Source organism: Cronobacter dublinensis subsp. dublinensis LMG 23823, from assembly GCF_001277235.1.
GTDB classification, from domain to species: domain Bacteria; phylum Pseudomonadota; class Gammaproteobacteria; order Enterobacterales; family Enterobacteriaceae; genus Cronobacter; species Cronobacter dublinensis.
Genome location: NZ_CP012266.1, coordinates 2,754,744 through 2,772,712 on the forward strand (window position 1 = coordinate 2,754,744; position 17,969 = coordinate 2,772,712).

Consider the following 17,969-nt stretch of genomic DNA (forward strand, 5'->3'; position numbering starts at 1 on the left):
AGCTAAATGCTTGAATCTAATTACTTGATTTATTTACCGTCTGGCGAACCGTGCCGCCGTTCGATGCGTTGCATTCTACTTACCTGACGCAATGAGTCAACGAAATTTTCAGGCTACATGACTCGTTTGCTGAATTTTACGCCGGATAGATCACCGTTCGAGCAAATCACCGCGCGCAGCGTTCAGATACTGGAACATTGACCAGAACGTCAGCACTGCCGCAACGAAAAAGAGCGCGATACCGGCGTATTCGATCCACAGGTTCGGACGCCACAGCAAACCGATCAGCGCCAGCATCTGCGCCGTGGTCTTCACTTTACCAATCCAGGAAACCGCCACGCTGCTGCGCTTACCGAGTTCGGCCATCCATTCACGCAGCGCAGAGATAATAATTTCGCGCGCGATCATGGTAGCGGCCGGCAGCGTTATCCACCAGCTGTGATAGTGCTCGACGACCAGCACCATCGCGATGCCGACCATGACTTTATCCGCCACCGGGTCCAGAAACGCGCCAAAGCGGGTGCTCTGATTCCAGCGGCGCGCGAGAAAACCGTCAAACCAGTCGGTAATGGCCGCGAAGCAGAAGATCAGCGCGCAGAGAAACGGGGCCCAGTGAAAAGGCAGATAGAACGCCAGCACAAAAAACGGGATCAGAATGACTCGAAACAGCGTCAGCAATGTAGGGATATTAAATCGCATAGTGCAGGTAACTATCTGTCATAATTTGAGATTACCGCTATGTTGCTACATAGCCCTTAATGTTTCAACGAGTAGTAGATCTTTTCTGCAAGCGCCTGCGAGATGCCCGGCACTTTCGCGATTTCTTCCACCGACGCGTTCAGGAGCGGTTGCAACCCTCCCATATATTTGAGCAACATCTGGCGGCGTTTCGGGCCAATACCCTCTATCGTCTCAAGCGTACTGGTGTTTTTCACCTTAGCGCGCTTTTTACGGTGCCCGGTTATCGCATGGTTGTGCGACTCATCGCGAATATGCTGGATGACGTGCAACGCCTGCGAATCAGGCGGCAGAGCGAAGCCCTCCCCTTCCGGCTCAAGGAACAGCGTCTCAAGCCCGGCCTTACGATCGCTGCCCTTCGCCACGCCAAGCAGCAACGGATGATGTTTATCCCACGTCACGTCCAGCTCGGCGAAAACCGCTTTCGCCTGGCCAAGCTGGCCTTTACCGCCGTCGATAAGGATAAGATCCGGCACTTTGCTCTCTTCAATAGCTTTCCCATAACGACGGCGTAGCACCTGGTTCATCGCGGCGTAATCATCGCCCGGCGTGATGCCAGTAATATTATAGCGACGATATTCAGAACGTAGCGGCCCGTTGGCGTCAAATACCACGCAGGAAGCCACGGTCTGTTCGCCCATCGTATGACTGATATCAAAACACTCCATCCGTTTTATTTCCGGCAGATGCAGCGTCTGCGCGAGCGCCGTCAGGCGCTGACTGATGGTCGACTGTTGCGACAACCGCGTGGTGAGCGCCGTGGCGGCGTTGGTGCGCGCAAGCTTCAGATAGCGCGCGCGGTCGCCGCGCGGGCGCGTCTGGACATTCACCCGACGCCCGGCGATCTCCGACAGCGTCTCCGCCAGCAGTTCGGGCGTAGTGAGAGGGAAATCGAGCAGGATCTCGCCCGGCAGCGTACGCATCTGGCTGCCCTGTAAATAGAACTGGCCGACAAAGGTTTCCACCACTTCCGCAAGCTCGGTGCCGCTCGGCACTTTTGGATAGTAGCTGCGGCTGCCGAGCACTTTCCCCTGGCGTATAAAGAGCACGTGCAGACAGGCCATCCCCGACTCAAACGCCACGCCAATGACGTCCAGATCGTCGCCATTATTGGAGACAAACTGTTTTTCCGTCACGCGGCGCACCGCCTGGATTTGATCGCGCAGGCGCGCGGCCTCTTCAAACGCCAGGTTCAGGCTCGCCTGCTCCATGCGCGCCACCAGTTGGTTTATCACCTGATCGTCTTTCCCGGCGAGAAACAGCCGCACATACTCCACCTGCTGCGCGTAATCCTCTTCGCTCACCAGCCCTTCGACGCACGGCCCGAGGCAGCGGCCAATCTGATATTGCAGGCAGGGACGCGAGCGGTTGCGATAGACGCTGTTCTCGCACTGGCGAATCGGGAAAATCTTTTGCAGAAGCGCGAGCGTTTCACGCACCGCGTAGCCGTTCGGGAACGGGCCGAAATACTCCCCTTTGGCGTGTTTCGCGCCGCGATGGATAGCCAGACGCGGGTGCGTGTCGCCGCTCAGGAAAATATACGGATACGATTTGTCATCGCGCAGCAGCACGTTATAACGCGGCTGGTAGAGCTTGATGTAGTTGTGCTCCAGCAACAGCGCTTCGGTTTCGGTGTGGGTCACCGTCACGTCGATATTCTGGATGAGCGCCACCAGCGCCTCGGTTTTTCGACTGGCGAGGTTGCTGCGAAAGTAGCTGGACAGGCGCTTTTTGAGGTCTTTGGCTTTGCCGACGTAGATAACCGTCCCGCTGGCGTCATACATGCGGTAGACGCCAGGCTGGCTGGTAACGGTTTTCAGAAATGATTTTGAATCGAAAACTTCACTCACTGACTTGATAAGGTCTCCGCGTTACACAGGCCATGGCGGATGGCCAGATGCGTTAACTCGACGTCGCCGTGAATGTTTAGCTTACTAAACATACGATAGCGATAGCTGTTAACGGTTTTCGGGCTGAGATTAAGCTGCTCAGAGATTTCATTGACCTTCTGGCCTTTGGTAATCATGAGCATAATCTGCAATTCCCTTTCCGACAAACTCGCGAAGGGGGATTCGCTGCGGTCGGGCTCTATCTGACTGAGCGCCATTTGCTGTGCGATGTCGGAAGCGATATAGCGTCGCCCGGCGTGAACCGACCGGATGGCGCTCACCACTTCGGCGGGTGCCGCACCTTTACTCAGGTAGCCTGCCGCGCCGGCCTGCATCACTTTCGCCGGTAGCGGATTCTCCGTATGAACGGTAAGCATGATCACTTTAATGTCTGAAGAATAACGGGCGATTTTGCGAGTCGCCTCCAGGCCGCCAATGCCCGGCATGTTCATGTCCATCAGCACCACATCCACCGGGTGAATGCGACACCATTTGATGGCGTCCTCGCCGCAGCAGGCTTCGCCTGCCACATTAATGCCCTTCATATCTTCAAGTATGCGTCGTATCCCTGCGCGCACCAGTTCGTGGTCATCAACAAGAAGAACGTTGATCAAAGGAAAACACTCCTCAAAAAGGGATAACGCTGCTGGTAACTTTTCGCCCCATATTAGCGTTTTTTAACTCAACTTTGAAACGCAAAAAATGCAGTTATGCGCCAGTGGAGCCAGGCAAACAAAATTAAAACGCGTTTTTAACGAAGAGGTAGCGGCCATAACGCTAAAAAAACATCGCAAAATCAAAGTACAGCATTTTTCGTTCTAACTTATTACGAAGCGTGAATTTTCAGGCAATAATTAACAAATTTTAAATTTACAATGCCGAAACTTATCAGAAACATATATTTTTACCGCTACGCCAGCGAACCCGGCGAAATGTTTGCTCTGCGTAAAAGCTTATTATAATAAACCCGACAGCCCGAAGAACGCTCAAAAAATCGGCGCTAATTACTTTTTTGGACCTTGTGGTATACTCCGCCGCCTTAAAACATCGACAGGCATGCCCGGCGCACGCCGCTACACAAAAAAGGACAAAACATGAGCGCTCCCGATTTTTCCACCTCAGAGCAGATCCAGGAACTGGCTGTTGAAGTCTCCTGCCTGAAATCCCTGCTGACCCTGATGCTGCAGGCGATGGGCCAGGCTGACGCGGGCCGGGTTATCATTAAAATGGAAAGGCAGATCGCTGAAATGGAAGACGAGGCGCAGGCCGCAGTCTTTACGAATACCGTTAAGCAGATTAAACAGGCTTATCGTCAGTAATAAAAAACCGGCTGGAAGGCGTTATTCTTCCAGCCGGCTTGAACGTCTGACACGCAGAACGAATTACACGCTCAAATCAGGCCAATCGCAGCAGCATAGCAGGCAATTTGCGTTTTGTTTGGAGCATTAAACTTCTTCTGCATATTTTTCTGGTGAAAATTAACGGTATTTTCCGAGATAGATAATATTATCGCTATTTCCGCCGACGTTTTACCTTCCGCCGTCCACTGCAATATCTCTTTTTCTCGTTTGCTCAGCTTCATTTCCAGCACGGTCGCTGCCGGATCTTCCAACCTCGCCATTGTCACCAGGCTCTGCTCCACTAAATGCTGAAGTCGCAACGCCAGTTCGTCATCCGGCATGGTGTGTCCACGCGGGTTGGTTCCAGAGACGGAGAGGAATCCCTGGGCGCGGTTAGGCGCAATGACGCACTGCGTTACGCCCTTGACCAGACCGTGGTCGCGCGCGGCATTCCAGAGTTCTTCCGCCACGCCGCTAAACAGCGTATCGCTCCACGGGAGAAAGCCCATTTGATAATTTTGGGGCTTCAGCACCGGATCTATCACATAGTAATTTTCCGCCTGATAATGCTCAAGCCAGGCTTCAGGATAGGTGGTGTGCAGCGTCAGTTTGGGGCGCGTGAAAGGCACAGGATGACGAACGCAAAGCGCGAAATAATCATATTCCATGTTCTGCGTTTCGGTTTTCAGGAGCGAATAAATGTCGCTCGAATCCTGAATTTCCTGAAAGCGGGTCGTCATTTCCCGACGCCAGTTAAAAAAGTCACTTTCCTTCATGCTGTGGGGCGAAACTCCTGTCGTGCTGTAAGCATTTTTTTTTGTGATAGAACAAAGTACCACATTCTTCGGAATTATTAATATCAATAATCTGCATTCTGTCAGCAACTTTGAGCCAGTCTTCACCTTTAAGGCAAATTATTTGGCTAAGGGATTGTTGATGCTGATTAATTCATCAGTCGATTTTTAAGCCATATTTTTGACAGGGTTTTTCGGCGCGTGCCCGGCGTGCAATTCACGCCGGGCGGAGAGTCAGGTATTCAGGAATTTATCTAAAAACTGGCGGGTGCGGGGCTGCGTCGGGTTGGCGAACAGGGCTTTCGCCTCGCCCTGCTCCACGATTTTCCCCTGATCCATAAAGATGGCGCGGTCGGCGACATCTCGCGCAAAACTCATCTCATGGGTCACAATCACCATTGTGCGCTTCTCCTGCGCCAGCTGGCGGATGGTGTTCAGCACTTCGCCCACCAGTTCAGGATCCAGCGCCGAGGTCGGCTCGTCAAACAGGATAACCTCGGGGCGCATCGCCAGCGCGCGGGCAATCGCCACGCGCTGCTGCTGGCCGCCGGAGAGACGTTTCGGGTAGCTGTTTTCCTTGCCGGAAAGCCCCACTTTCGCCAGCAGCTCGCGGGCGCGGGCGGTAGCCTCCGCTTTCGGCTCGCCTTTAACGATAACCGGCCCTTCGATAATATTTTCCAGCACCGTGCGGTGCGGAAACAGATTAAAGCTCTGGAACACAAAACCCACCTGCTGGCGCAGCGCGCGCACCAGGCCGCGCTGTTCGCGCGCCGATTTTGCGGTATCGATAAGGATATCGCCCACCCGCACAGTGCCGCTCTCGGGCTGTTCCAGCAAATTAATACTGCGCAGCAGCGTGGTTTTGCCGGAGCCGCTGGGCCCAATAATCGCCACCACTTCCCCGGTCTGCACTTCCAGATCGATACCGTGCAGCACCGTCTGACCGTGGAATTGCTTCACCAGGTTTTTGACCTCAATCGCACTCATTTCGGATCGCGCTCCTGTCGGTTTAACTGGTTTTCAAAATGGTTTTGCAGCGCGGACAACACCGTCGCCATCACCCAGTAGACGAGCGAGGCAGCCAGATACATGGTGAATACTTCCAGCGTGCGCGAGGTGATCAGCTGCGCCTGGCGGAACAGCTCAGGCACCTGAATGGTGGCGGCGAGCGAGGTGTCTTTCACAAGGCTGATAAAACTGTTGCCAAGCGGCGGCAGCGCCACGCGCGCGGCCTGCGGCAGGATCGCACGGCGCAGCGTCTGCCACGGCGTCATACCGATGCTCGCCGCCGCTTCCCACTGCCCTTTATCGATGGACGAAATCGCCGCGCGCAGCGTCTCGGAGGTATAGGCCGCGGTATTGAGCGACAGCCCAATCATCGCTGCCGGGATCGGGTCAAGCTCAATGCCGAACTGCGGCAGGCCGTAGTAGATCATAAAGAGCTGTGCGATAAGCGGCGTGCCGCGAAAAATCGAAATATAAAAGCGCGCCAGCCACGAGACCGGCCAGAAGGCCGACAGCCGCATCATCGCCAGCACGAAGCCTAACACCAGGCCGAAGAACATGCCGCCGATGCTCAGCTCCAGCGTAAAAATGGCCCCTTTCAGAAGAAACGGCGCCGAATCGATAACCAGTTGGATACTTTCCTGCATTATGTTGGTTTCACCCTGCGGTTAAACATGCGGATGGTACGCGAACAGCGCCGGAGCGCCGCCGGTGTGAATAAAGAGAATCGGGCCTTCATCCTTAAAGCGGTGCTGCGCGATGCCGTCAATCAACCCAGCCATCGCTTTGCCGGTGTAGACCGGGTCCAGCAAAATGCCTTCGAGGCGCGCCAGCAGTTTTACCGCTTCCATGCCTTCGTCGTTAGGCTTGCCGTATCCCGGCGCGAAGTAGTCATCCCACAGCACGATATCGGCGCTGGCGTCGAGCTCCAGCGCCTGCGCGACACCCTGCTGCAGCGCCACCACTTTCGGCTTCTGCTCCGCTACGGTGCGCGAGACCGTCACGCCAATAAGCTCAGCGTCCGGCATCCCCTGCTCCAGCCCGACCGCCAGCCCCGCGTGGGTGCCGGCGCTGCCGGAGGCCACCACCACCGAGGAGGGCCGCACAATGCCTTCGCACTGCTGCACGATTTCCAGGGTGCTCTCGACATAGCCGAGCGCGCCCAGCACATTCGAGCCGCCGACCGGGATCACATACGGGCGAAATCCCTGGGCTTCGAGGCGCACCGCCAGCGCATCAAGCTGTTGGTCCGGCGCGTCGAGCGCGTCGCACATTTCCACCTGCACATTAAACAGATCCAGCAGTAGCCGGTTACCGTTAGTCAGGTAATTGTCTTCGCGGGTCGCAATCGGGTTTTCCAGCAGCGCGACGCAGTGCAGGCCGAGGCGCGCGGCCACCGCCGCCGTCTGGCGCACATGGTTCGACTGTATCGCGCCGGCGGTGACCAGCGTGTCGGCGCCTTCGCGCAGCGCCTGGGCGGCCAGAAACTCCAGCTTGCGCAGCTTATTGCCGCCCATCGCTACCGGCATCGCATCGTCGCGTTTAATAAAAATTTCGCGGCCCAGATAGTCAGACAGGCGCGGCAGAAACTCCAGCGGAGTGGGCGCGCCGATAAGCTCAAGGCGCGCAAAGCGGGTGAGATTATGCATCAGGAAACCTCATGCCAGTTCAGCGGTTAAACCGTCATTATGCAGCAATTTTCCGGCGGCATAAAAAAAGGCGCTGATATCAGCACCTTTTATCAGCAGCGGCGACCTTATTTGGTCACGTCTGCGCCAAACCACTTCTCAGAGATTTTCTTCAGCGAGCCATCCTGCTGCATATCCGCGATCGCTTTATCGATAGCCTGCACCAGATCCTCGTTGCCTTTACGCACTGCCACGCCCGCTTCCTGACGGGAGAACGGTTCGCCAGCCGCCGCCAGCGTATTGTTGGTTTTCTTCACCAGATCCAGTGCCGCAAGGCGGTCCACCAGAATGGCGTCGATACGGCCTACGCGCAGATCCTGATATTTGGTCGGGTCATCATCATACGTGCGGATATCAACACCCTGCACATTCTGGCGCAACCACTCTTCGTAGTTGGTGCCAAGGCCGACGCCCACTTTCTTGCCCTTGAGATCGGCGGCGGTTTTAATGCTCGCCGCGTTCTCTTTCTTCACCAGCGCCTGAATACCGGATACGGTATACGGCGTTGAGAAATCATATTTTTTCTTGCGCTCGTCCGAGATAGTGACCTGGTTAATCACCACGTCGATGCGCTTAGAATCCAGCGACGCCAGCATCCCGTCCCACTTGGTAGGCTTAAGGGAAGCTTTTACGCCCAGATGTTTCGCCAGCTCCTCGGCGAACTCCACTTCGAAGCCGGTCAGTTTGCCGTCATCACCCTGGAAGCTGAACGGCGGATAAGTGCCTTCCAGCCCCACCAGCAGCGTGCCGCGTTCTTTAACTTTATTCAGCAAATTTTCCGCGGCATAGGTTTTTACGCTCATGCCCGCCACCAGCGCTACAGCCATGACGCCCATGAGCGCCTGACGACCCAAAAGTGCAAGTTTCATAAGTACCCCGAATTAACGAAATTGAGTTGTAGTGTAAGTAGTTACGTAAAGAAATCAAAACCACTGTGCTACAACTTATACCTTTTTAATATATACCAGAAGTGACCGCAGACGCGGTTTTCTCCGTCGGGGCCAAGGAGAGCTGCTGATACTGGGCATACTTGCGAAGCGCAATCCGGTAATTATTGGTGCTGGTCAGCGGAAGATATTCCTCCAGATGCTCGTCGAGATTATCCTGACGGGCAAGAGAAAGCGGCACCTGGCGCTGGGTCAGATGCGCGCCGAGACGGCGCAGGCGCACCACGTATTCGCGGATCGTGCCGTGGCTCATATCGGTCTGCTCGAAGAGGTATTGCTTAAAGCCGATGATATCGAAGTAATTGCTCTGCTCTTTACAGTGCAGATCGCCACAGAAGCGACAGAGCGCCACCCAGTCCTGCTTTTCAAGCTCCCAGGTGGCCTCGTCGAGTAGCGTGTCGAGAGAAGCGATAGCGACCTTGTTCACAATCTCGCCGCGATGGACCAGCGTAATGCGGTCCAGCAGCTTGTGACAATGCGCACAATGCGTCTGCGAATGCTTAAAGTCTTTAAGGTAGCGGCTCAGGGGCCGCCTTTTAGGTTGCTGCGCCGTCATGATAACTCCTGGTTGTCGTTACTGTATGCGGCATTACCAGGATGATGACGAATCAACAACCTATAGCTTACCCAGCTTGGTTCGCAGACGTTTTATGGCCTGGCTATGCAACTGGCTCACCCGTGATTCGCCCACTTCCAGTACCGCGCCAATCTCTTTGAGATTGAGCTCTTCCTGGTAGTACAGCGTCAGCACCATCTGCTCGCGTTCCGGCAGCGATTCAATCGCTTCCATCACACGCTCGCGTAAATTGCTTTCCAGCAGTTGCTGCAGCGGGTTCTCGTTCTGGTTATCTTCCGTCACCAGTTCGATGCTATCGCCATGCTCTTCACGCCATTCGTCATAAGAGAAAAGTTGACTATTGTTCGTGTCGAGCAACATCTGACGATATTCTTCAAGCGGGATACTCAGTCGCTCTGCGACCTCCAGTTCCGTCGCGTTACGCCCCAGTTCCTGCTCCAGTTGGCCTATTGCCTGCGCCACCTCGCGCGCGTTGCGTCGGACACTGCGTGGCACCCAGTCACGGCTGCGCAGCTCGTCCAGCATCGCGCCACGTATACGCTGCACTGCGTAAGTGGTAAATGCCGTTCCTTGCAGGGCGTCGTAGCGTTCTACAGCATTCAGCAAGCCGATGCCGCCCGCCTGTAACAAATCGTCCAGTTCGACGCTCGCCGGCAAACGCACCTGCAGGCGCAACGCTTCGTGACGCACCAGCGGGACATAACGCTGCCAGAGCGAGTGTTTATCCATTACACCATCAGCGGTATAGAGAGAATTCACGATAAACAGCCCTGCGTTAGTTGAGTTATCGGCGTGATTATCTAATTCTACAGCGCTTTTTAATCGGGAGAATAATGGACTAAATAAGGGGCTATTTTCAGGTTATAAGCTAAATCACTGAAAATAGACTGATTAATAAGAAATTAAAGTTAAACGACGGGTCAGCATTTCGACCAGCGGATAGCCATCCCAGTGCAAAGAGAACTGCATACTCTGCCCAAGTGGCACGATACGATCGACGCCGCGCGGTTTTGCGGTCGCCAGAAACCGTTGAAAATCCTCAGGATCCACACCGTAGTGAACGATCGTCTGGCACTTCTCCCCGCACAGCGGCGCAATGTCCAGCAGATCCTGCGCAACATATTCAATAAACACCCCGCTCTGGTGATGATCCGCCAGCAACGCGCCATCCGGCGCGTAAGTTTGCGCCAGGAACAGACGATTATCGGGTTGCGCAATACGTCGCAGCGTCGGATCGCTCACCGTATGGGCGCAGAACCACGCGAGATTGCTCACGGCGGTCGTCGGCAGCGGCGCATAGCGCTCGCCGCACCAGTCGCGAAACGCGGGCCAGAACTGCGCGCGCGCCTCGTCGGTACGATCGCCGGTCCAGACCACCATTTTCGCGGCGGTACACGCCTGCTGGCTGGTGAGCAGCGTGTCGTTATAAAACGCCTCCAGCAGACGCGATTTATCCGGCGCGGCAAGCCAGGCGTCGGCATTGACCACCGCGAAGGAGTAACGATCCGCAAAGGCGATATCCACCCCACGTGGGCGCAGCGCCGATCGTCGCACCTCACTAATGGTGCGATCGCCGCCCCAGATAAGCCGCGCGTCGCACAGCGCCGAGAAATAATCGGTTAACGCCGCGTCATGCGGGTACTGCACCAGACACAGGCTCTCAGCGAGCGCCGGCACCTGCGTCAGCGCCCCTTTCAGCGCATCGCAAATCAGCGCCGTCTGCGGGAACGGTTTTGAGGAGAGTCTGACAATATTGGCGTTGCCGGTCAGCAGCCCGGCCGCCAGCGAAAACGCGAAATTCACCGCCACGTTGGACGGCGCGATATGAAACGCCACGCCGCGGCCCTGGGTGATGCCCTGCGGCATAAATTCCTGACGCAGCTTTTCCAGCGACGCCGGACGACACCAGAACGCCAGGCTCACCACGTCGCTATAGGCCCGCACGCGCGGGTCGGCCAGCAGTCTGCGGGAAAATTCGCTTAAGAATGTGAGCGTCTTGCCTTAGGTCAGCATGTCGCCATCATCTTCAATAACAGACACCGCACCACGCAGCAAGTGAGGTGGTTGCCGGAAAGGTGGATCTGCCAGCCAGACGGCGGCAATCTCCAATTGCGTGTATAGGCTACGCAAAGCTGCGTCGTTCAGAAATTATTTAAATACTTTGCCCTCTATATTCTGACGCATCATTTTTGCGGGGGTACCTGCAACAATAGTGGTATCTGCCACGTCATTTACTACTGCCGCTCCCATGCCAACGATAGCGTCATTACCGATGTGGATTTGCTCTTTCACACAGCTATTCATACCGAGAAAAGCGCGTTCGCCTATCTTTACATACCCCCCAAGTGCTACTAATCCTGCTACTACGCTGTGCGCGCCAATAGCGCAGTCATGACTGATGTATGCTCGAGGTAGAATTAATGCGTTTTCACCAATCGCAACACCACAAGAAATAAATACTCCCTCAAAAATGATCGCGCCGGGGTGGATCACACTCTGTTCCGGCACGTCGACATTCGGGTGAATAAGCGTCGCGAGCGGCGCGACGCCCGCCAGCTTCTGCGCAAGGCGCTGGCGCAGCGCCGGCTCGCCGATAGCGATAGCCACTTCGCACTCCGCCGGGCGCGCGTCGAAACGCACCACCGCCGCGCCATAAACTTCGCGCGCGTCGGTCACATCATCAATAAAGAAAATCTCGCGCCAGCGCGACGTACACTGGTTAATGGCGCGCGCCAGCATCAGCACCTCGCGCCCTAACCCGCCTGCGCCGTAAATACCGAGTTTCATGCCACTTTCTCCGCAACGCCGAGCGCGGCCTGCGCGCGAATAGCATCCACCACACGGCGCTGATCCTCTTCGGTCAGATCCGGGAAAATCGGCAGACACAGAATGCGCTCGGCGATGCCGTTGGCGATCGGCAGGTTTTGCGGCTGCGCCGACGGCAGATGGCGATACATCGAGAACGCGCTGATAAGCGGATAGAAATAGCGGCGCGAATAGATGTTTTCGGCTTTCAGCGCTTCATAGAGCGCGTCACGGCTCACCGGGAAATCGTCGTTCACGCGCACCGGGAAGTAAGAGTGATTCCACTCCACGTCCTCCGGCGCGCTGAAGGTTTCGATGCCAGGGATGTCGGCCAGCCACTCGCAGTAGCGGTCGTGGATAGCCGCGCGGCTCGCCAGCGCGTTATCGATATGTCCAAGCTGCACCAGGCCGAACGCCGCCTGCACTTCGTTCATTTTGGCGTTGATGCCCGGCGCCACGACGGTGGTTTCGCCCGCAAAGCCGAAGTTTTTCAGGTAGTCGATGCGCTGCTTCATCCGCGCGTCCGGGCAGATGATCGCCCCGCCCTCAAAGGTGTTGAAAACCTTGGTGGCGTGGAAGCTCAGAATCGACAGGTCGCCGCAGTTCAGGATGCTCTGGTGATTTTTCTTCACGCCGAACGCGTGCGCGGCGTCGTAAATCACCTTCAGGCCCCAGGCGTCGGCGATGGACTGAATTTTGTCGACATCGCACGGCAAGCCGTAGCAGTGCACCGGCAGGATAGCCGAGGTCGCCGAGGTGATGAGCGGTTCAATTTTGTTCGGATCGATATTGCAGGTCACCGGGTCGATATCGGCGAAGACCGGCGTCAGGCCGTTCCACAGTAGCGAGTGCGACGTCGCCACGAAAGAATACGGCGTGGTAATGACTTCACCGGTAATACGCAGGGCCTGTAGCGCCGTCAGGAGCGCCAGCGTGCCGTTGGAAAACAGGCAGAGGTGTTCCACGCCGAGATACTCCGCGAGCCGGGTCTCCAGCTCCTGATGAAACGGACCGCCGTTGGTCAGGTATTTGTTTTCCCAGATCTGCTCAAGATACGGGATAAACTCTTCCAGCGGCGGCAGCAGCGGGCTGGTGACAAAAAGATTTTGCATGATACACCTCGGTGTTTTACACCAAACGTTGCCGGCCCCGGCCGGTATGGGTAATGCCGTCGCGACGCGTTATTCCTCAACGAAGAACGAACGCGGCGCCTCTCCGGTACAGTAAATTTTCCACGCCTCGCGCAGCCCTTTTTCAAAGGTGTCAGCCACCCGGAACCCGTCGGTGTTATCGGTCGGGATACGGCTGCGCATTGAGAGGCGAATCGCGTTCAGCTCTTCAAAACGGCCCTGCCAGGAGAGCGCTTTGTTGACGTAGTCCGCTTTATCATTCGCCACAAATTCCGCCAGTCCATAGCTATTCATATTTTCTACGCCCTGACGCCCCGCCATCGTCTCGCCGCAGAGGGTGAGCGTCGGCACGCCCATCCACGCGCCGTGGTTGGTGGTGGTGCCGCCGGTATACGGGAAGGCATCGAGCAAAATATCGATGTGATGGTGATATTCGAGATAGCCGATAAGCCCGATGCGCGTTTTGAAAATCAACTGCTCAGGTCGCGCACCGAAATGCGTCAGGCGGCGCGTCATCATCGCTATCATTTCGTCATCAGCCATAAAGCCCATCAGCAGCTTCGCGCTCGGTGCGCGCACCAGGATCTGCGCCCAGAGTTCCAATACCTCATCATTAATTTTTTTCGGGCGGTTAAAACTCGCAAAGGTCAGATGGCCATTACGCAGCGCCGGCAGCATGTTGACGTCCGGGCTTTGCGGATGTGGCTCGAAAATCTTGCGCATCGGCACCCAGAGGATCTGCTCGGTAAACTGTTCAGCAAGACCGGGGGGGCTGGCGAGCGTCGACGATATAACACGGTAATCCATTGCTGGTACGCCGGTGGTGCCGGGGTAGCCAATCCAGGTCATTTGCAGCGGCGCCGGGCGCAGCGCGAACATCGGCAGCCGCGTCCAGGTCGTGTGCCCGGAGAGATCGATAAGAATGTCCACGCCATCGTCATTGATCTGACGCGCCAGCTCGCGATCGCTTAACTGATAGACGTCGCGCCACAGCACGGCGCCTGCGCTCAGGTGGTCTGTGACCTCGTCAGCCATCGGCGCGGCGTTATAGCCCACCAGTTCAAACTGCGTGCGGTCAAACGAATCCCAGAACGGCAACAAGAAGTTACTAACAGGATGATCACGTAGATCGCCTGAGACAAACCCGACGCGCAGCTTGCGGTGGGGGTCTTTGACATTATTCAGCGGCAGTTCGAGCTTGCTGCGCGAAGCCGCGGCCGTGACGCGCTCGCCATACTCGCGGTGCTTCGCCAGCAGTTCCTGCGTGCTGACGCGGTTATCGTGCGTCATCACAAACAGCAGGCTGGTGAAGCAGTCGAAATCCTCTGGCGCTATCTCCATTGATTTTTCCAGGAAGTAACGCGCTTCATCGAGCTTCTGGTTGTCGCTCAGCACCACGCCCATCATTCCCAGATAGCGCGGGTTACGAGGCTGGAAGCGAAACGCTTCGCGGGCGCATTTTTCAGCAAGCGTCACCTCACCACTGGCATGGTAGATAGCTCCAAGCGAATTCCAGAACCCAGCGTTTTTCTCATCGAGGCGCAGCAGGCCACGCACCACTTTGCGGGCGTTGAAATGGTCAAATGTTTTTTGCAGCGCGGTTGCCAGATCGTAATAGATATCAAGGCTGGAGAAGTAATGGCCCATCAGGCGGCAGAGCGCGTCCAGCGCCTCGTCCCACGCGCTAGTCAGTACGCAGGTGCGTGAGTAGCAGCGCAGGATGTGCATATTCTGCGGGTCGTCTTCCAGCAGCGCGCGGGTATAGTCGCGCGCCTCTTTCGCCATGCCTTTGCCAATCAGCCGGTTCGCCTCTTCATACACCGCATTCATGTGGATGCTGTCGGTCTGGCTGTCAGCATCCTGATTGGTGTCGCTATACAGCAGGCCGCCGCGCTTCTCGCTGACGCTTAACAGCAGCAGCGTATTGATACATTGCTTCAACCACGCCACCTTGCCAGTGCGAAGAAATGGCTGGATGGCGTTTTTCCACGCCAGCGGCGAGCCTTTCAGCACGCCGCGAAGACGCAGCGCGGTAAAGCTCGCCCAGGCGTCTTCATCGGTGGCGCGCATACCGTCGCGCAGCCAGCGCGCCTGCGCGGGCGTGACGGTCACCGCCTCGCCCCACAGGTTCATGATGCGGGTGTCTTCATCGGTTTGCGCAAGCGGCGCAATCGGCATTAAGACGTCGTTATCCGCCAGGTTATACGGCCCCGGCGCAGCGCTCCAGTAGAGCCCGTCGAGATTGTTCAAAAAGAGATCGCGCAGCGATTCCAGCACCAGCTTGCGGGTGTCATCGCCCGGTCGCTCCGGCAGACGGCAGTTAAAGACCAGTTGATCGACGCTCAGGCTCATCGGCCAGGCGCCACCGAGCAGGTCAAAAATTTGCAGCGTCACCGGGTTTTCGGTATGAACAAGCACGCCGGACTGCGAAATATGACCGCGAATCGGTTGTTCGTTAATAGTCAATACACGGGTAAAATTGCCCGCCCAGTGCAGCGATTCCAGTACCGCCAGATCCGGCACGAAGGCAGGCTGCGCCGTGCCCGTCGTGCAGAGCAGCGTGAAACGCTCGCGGCGGTTGACCGCGTAATCGAGATACTGACGGGCGCTGTGGCGATCGCTCTGACCTGCAATCATCGCGAGCAGCTGCTGCTGCTGCTCGCCGTAAGACGCGGCAAGGTCAGTTTGCGGCAGCGCGTCGCCGATACAATCCAGATCCAGCGCCTGCATCGCGCGGGCGAAATCGGCATAGTCACCTGCCCCCGCGTCGCCGGTCAGGTAACGCTGCTGGAGCGAGGCATCATCCAGCGTTTCGGCGCCCGTCACCTGGGTTTTCAGCGCGCCCTCTGGCAGCATCATCGCCAGATAGCCGAGCATAGCGCGTGCAGAAGAGCGCTGTTCTGCCTCGCTGGTGGCGCGCGCGCTGTGGAACGCCAGCGCGTTACGCAGCGTCGTCTCATCGTCATTGTCTGACAGCACAACCGCGTGATACGCAATGATGCCCTGCGCGGAAAGATGCTGACGGCACCAGCCCAGCAGCGCGTCGCGCGTGTCGCCATCCGTGTAAGAAAAACGCCCGTGGATGATGATGTAGTCGAACTCGCCCGGCGACACCGCCAGCAGATCACCCAGCCCCGCGGCAAACAGCTCAATATTGGTAAGCCCGCTGGCCTGGATCTGCTGCTGCCCTTCGCCGATACGCGCTTCGTCAAGATCGATACCGAGCGCGATGCTGTTCGGCCAGGCGCGGGCGTGCGCAATCAGCGCCTCGCCTGCTCCGCAGCCAATCTCCAGCACGCGTGAGAACGCAGGCAGCGTCACCGCCACATGGTTGAGCGCGGCGCTGGCGTGCAGCGCGGCAGGGCTAATGCGGTGTTCCGGGTAGAGTATCTTCACATCATTCATCCGTTTTAAAAGGTCCAGAGCTTACGCGGCAAGATATTTCGCCATCACGCTTGTCTTGTAGTCGCTGTATGCGCCACCGCCCTGTTTGGCGGTCGTCACGACCCAACTGAACGCGTCAGCCGTGTGGTTAATGCTGATAAGACGCGCGGCCTCTTCACGACGGATTTGCATCTGCTCGGCGGCGGGCAGCACATCAAGCGCAAAGGAGAGCGCTACCTGGTCCAGGAACCATTCACAGTTTTCCGCCACCAGGTTGCGGTCGATAAAGCGCGCCACGATGTCGAGGTAACGGAAATTCGCCTCAGTGGGACGGGCATAAATAAAGCCGCCGAGCACGCGCTCCCAGAGCGGCGCGCCGTCGCTGCAGGTCAGGATCAGGTCGGCGTTATCGAGACGCGTATACACATCGGCCCAGGGTTTGCGCACCAGGCAGTCGGCATCCAGCAGAATGACCGGCGTGTCGAACTGCTCCAGCGCATGGCGCAGGAAGACAAAACGGCGTGAAGCGTAATGCACGTTAATGCCGCGCACCGGTTCGATGACTTCACTGCTAAGAGAAAGGTTCAGGCCAGGAAACGCCGCCTGCATGTCGCGCACGCGGGCTTCGCAGCGCGCGTCGCAGTTATAGATGTGCAGATGCACATCAAGTGCAGTGCCGTTTGTTTCATAAACGGATGCCACCAGCGCCTGAGCGTGGTCGAAGAAATATTTCGGATCGCAGGAAACCAGCACCGTGGTGTTGCCGGTCGCGGCTTTCGCGATGTGCCAGCGGTAGCGGCTGTAGTCCGGCAGCGGCAGCGCGTCGTTCAGCGGGCGGAAATCGATAAAGGAATCCGGGCAGCCGCCGAGCTTGTAAATTCCGCAGACGATCATTAGCAATACCAGCGACTCTTCTTCTATTAAGGAAGAGTCCGCCGTCAGCGCCTGAATCACCACCTGCGCCTGGTTGTAATCTTCTTCCATCAGGCAGATAAGCAAAAGGATTTTCAAAACCGGCGCGCTGGTGCTCAGGCGTGACAGGTGGTTGGAGATTAAAAAGACAGCACCATCTATCTCATTAACGCGAAACAGCAGCTGAATAGCCGCTACGATAAAATTCACAGAGTCGTCACGCTGTAGCGCCTGCACCACATGCGCGGTGACCTGTTCGCCAAAGCCTTCTGCGGCAACAATCTGATGCCCCTGCTTTTTGCTGTCGAATACTTGGTTGGCGAGCGTCGCGGCACACAGCAGGTGTTTCACCGCCAGCGCTTTTTCTTCTTCCAGGCTGGTTTGCGCCGCCATGATGGCAGGCTCCAGCGCGGCGTAATCGGTGCTCCAGAAGTGCAGAACCTCCGCCACCAGGTGCGACGGCATAACATCCGCTTCCGGCAGATAGATATCGCGGGTGAAGAGGTCACGGTAGTACTGATGCATTGCACGACACTGGGCAAACTGATTCATCGGTTTTAACTCATCATTAATTGCAACACGCGACGGCGTTATGCCAGTCAATCCGGCCATATCTGTCGCAACCTTGGGGGTGAATTCCCTTCGCGGCATACAAAGAGGAAACTTTCCTGAAAGGGTAACACCGGGGGCGCAGGCATAATGGAGGGAAAAACCCCGCGAATAGCGGCTTATTTTGAAGATTGCATTTAAGGAATGGGCC

At 56.7% G+C, this 17,969-nt stretch carries 16 protein-coding genes; 1 reads left to right on the plus strand and 15 read right to left on the minus strand.

The window, feature by feature from the left end; all coding sequences use genetic code 11:
- Nucleotides 1–150: 150 nt before the first annotated feature.
- From pgsA to uvrY, 3 genes are read right to left on the minus strand one after another with little or no spacing between them, the layout of a single operon-like run.
- A complete protein-coding gene (gene pgsA, locus AFK67_RS12620; protein ID WP_007732308.1) occupies nucleotides 151–699 on the minus strand; it encodes a CDP-diacylglycerol--glycerol-3-phosphate 3-phosphatidyltransferase in 549 nt (182 codons plus the stop codon).
- A 56-nt stretch (nucleotides 700–755) separates the two neighbouring features.
- Nucleotides 756–2,588, minus strand: a complete 1,833-nt coding sequence (gene uvrC, locus AFK67_RS12625) for an excinuclease ABC subunit UvrC (protein ID WP_007732311.1) — start codon at nucleotides 2,586–2,588, stop codon at nucleotides 756–758.
- A complete protein-coding gene (gene uvrY / locus AFK67_RS12630) occupies nucleotides 2,585–3,241 on the minus strand; it encodes a UvrY/SirA/GacA family response regulator transcription factor (protein WP_007732313.1) in 657 nt (218 codons plus the stop codon). Before uvrY ends, uvrC begins: the two co-directional genes overlap by 4 nt.
- Nucleotides 3,242–3,721: 480 nt before the next feature.
- On the opposite strand from uvrY, the gene AFK67_RS12635 reads away from it, so the two are divergent.
- Nucleotides 3,722–3,946 carry a DUF2594 family protein gene (locus tag AFK67_RS12635; protein WP_007732327.1) on the plus strand — a complete coding sequence of 75 codons (225 nt, stop codon included), beginning with the start codon at nucleotides 3,722–3,724 and terminating at the stop codon, nucleotides 3,944–3,946.
- 71 nt (nucleotides 3,947–4,017) lie between these two features.
- Here the strand turns inward: AFK67_RS12635 and sdiA are convergent, their stop codons facing one another.
- The 12 genes from sdiA to AFK67_RS12695 form a co-directional block, all read right to left on the minus strand.
- Nucleotides 4,018–4,743 carry a quorum-sensing transcriptional regulator SdiA gene (gene sdiA, locus AFK67_RS12640; RefSeq protein ID WP_007732331.1) on the minus strand — a complete coding sequence of 242 codons (726 nt, stop codon included), beginning with the start codon at nucleotides 4,741–4,743 and terminating at the stop codon, nucleotides 4,018–4,020.
- A 252-nt stretch (nucleotides 4,744–4,995) separates the two neighbouring features.
- Entirely contained in the window at nucleotides 4,996–5,748 is a 753-nt protein-coding gene (tcyN, locus tag AFK67_RS12645) for an L-cystine ABC transporter ATP-binding protein TcyN (protein WP_007732332.1), read from the minus strand.
- Complete coding sequence (tcyL, locus tag AFK67_RS12650) at nucleotides 5,745–6,413, minus strand: cystine ABC transporter permease (protein WP_007732333.1); 669 nt, start codon at nucleotides 6,411–6,413, stop codon at nucleotides 5,745–5,747. Before tcyL ends, tcyN begins: the two co-directional genes overlap by 4 nt.
- A 21-nt stretch (nucleotides 6,414–6,434) precedes the next feature.
- On the minus strand, nucleotides 6,435–7,415 hold the full coding sequence (gene dcyD / locus AFK67_RS12655) for a D-cysteine desulfhydrase (protein ID WP_007732336.1): 981 nt from the start codon (nucleotides 7,413–7,415) through the stop codon (nucleotides 6,435–6,437).
- A 107-nt stretch (nucleotides 7,416–7,522) separates the two neighbouring features.
- Nucleotides 7,523–8,323 (minus strand): cystine ABC transporter substrate-binding protein, encoded by an 801-nt coding sequence (gene tcyJ, locus AFK67_RS12660; protein WP_032967649.1) that lies wholly within the window; start codon nucleotides 8,321–8,323, stop codon nucleotides 7,523–7,525.
- An 85-nt stretch (nucleotides 8,324–8,408) separates the two neighbouring features.
- On the minus strand, nucleotides 8,409–8,957 hold the full coding sequence (gene fliZ, locus AFK67_RS12665) for a flagella biosynthesis regulatory protein FliZ (protein ID WP_007732343.1): 549 nt from the start codon (nucleotides 8,955–8,957) through the stop codon (nucleotides 8,409–8,411).
- A 60-nt stretch (nucleotides 8,958–9,017) separates the two neighbouring features.
- Nucleotides 9,018–9,737 carry an RNA polymerase sigma factor FliA gene (locus AFK67_RS12670; protein WP_007732345.1) on the minus strand — a complete coding sequence of 240 codons (720 nt, stop codon included), beginning with the start codon at nucleotides 9,735–9,737 and terminating at the stop codon, nucleotides 9,018–9,020.
- A 132-nt stretch (nucleotides 9,738–9,869) separates the two neighbouring features.
- Nucleotides 9,870–10,922, minus strand: a complete 1,053-nt coding sequence (locus tag AFK67_RS12675; RefSeq protein WP_007732348.1) for an acyl-CoA reductase — start codon at nucleotides 10,920–10,922, stop codon at nucleotides 9,870–9,872.
- A gap of 204 nt (nucleotides 10,923–11,126) precedes the next feature.
- Nucleotides 11,127–11,765, minus strand: coding sequence for a NeuD/PglB/VioB family sugar acetyltransferase (locus AFK67_RS12680; RefSeq protein WP_007732354.1), 639 nt, complete (start codon nucleotides 11,763–11,765; stop codon nucleotides 11,127–11,129).
- Entirely contained in the window at nucleotides 11,762–12,895 is a 1,134-nt protein-coding gene (locus AFK67_RS12685) for a DegT/DnrJ/EryC1/StrS family aminotransferase (RefSeq protein ID WP_007732357.1), read from the minus strand. Before AFK67_RS12685 ends, AFK67_RS12680 begins: the two co-directional genes overlap by 4 nt.
- Nucleotides 12,896–12,964: 69 nt before the next feature.
- Nucleotides 12,965–16,318, minus strand: a complete 3,354-nt coding sequence (locus AFK67_RS12690; RefSeq protein ID WP_007732359.1) for an O-linked N-acetylglucosamine transferase family protein — start codon at nucleotides 16,316–16,318, stop codon at nucleotides 12,965–12,967.
- Nucleotides 16,319–16,339: 21 nt separating this feature from the next.
- On the minus strand, nucleotides 16,340–17,821 hold the full coding sequence (locus AFK67_RS12695; protein ID WP_038883276.1) for a hypothetical protein: 1,482 nt from the start codon (nucleotides 17,819–17,821) through the stop codon (nucleotides 16,340–16,342).
- Nucleotides 17,822–17,969: the final 148 nt, after the last annotated feature.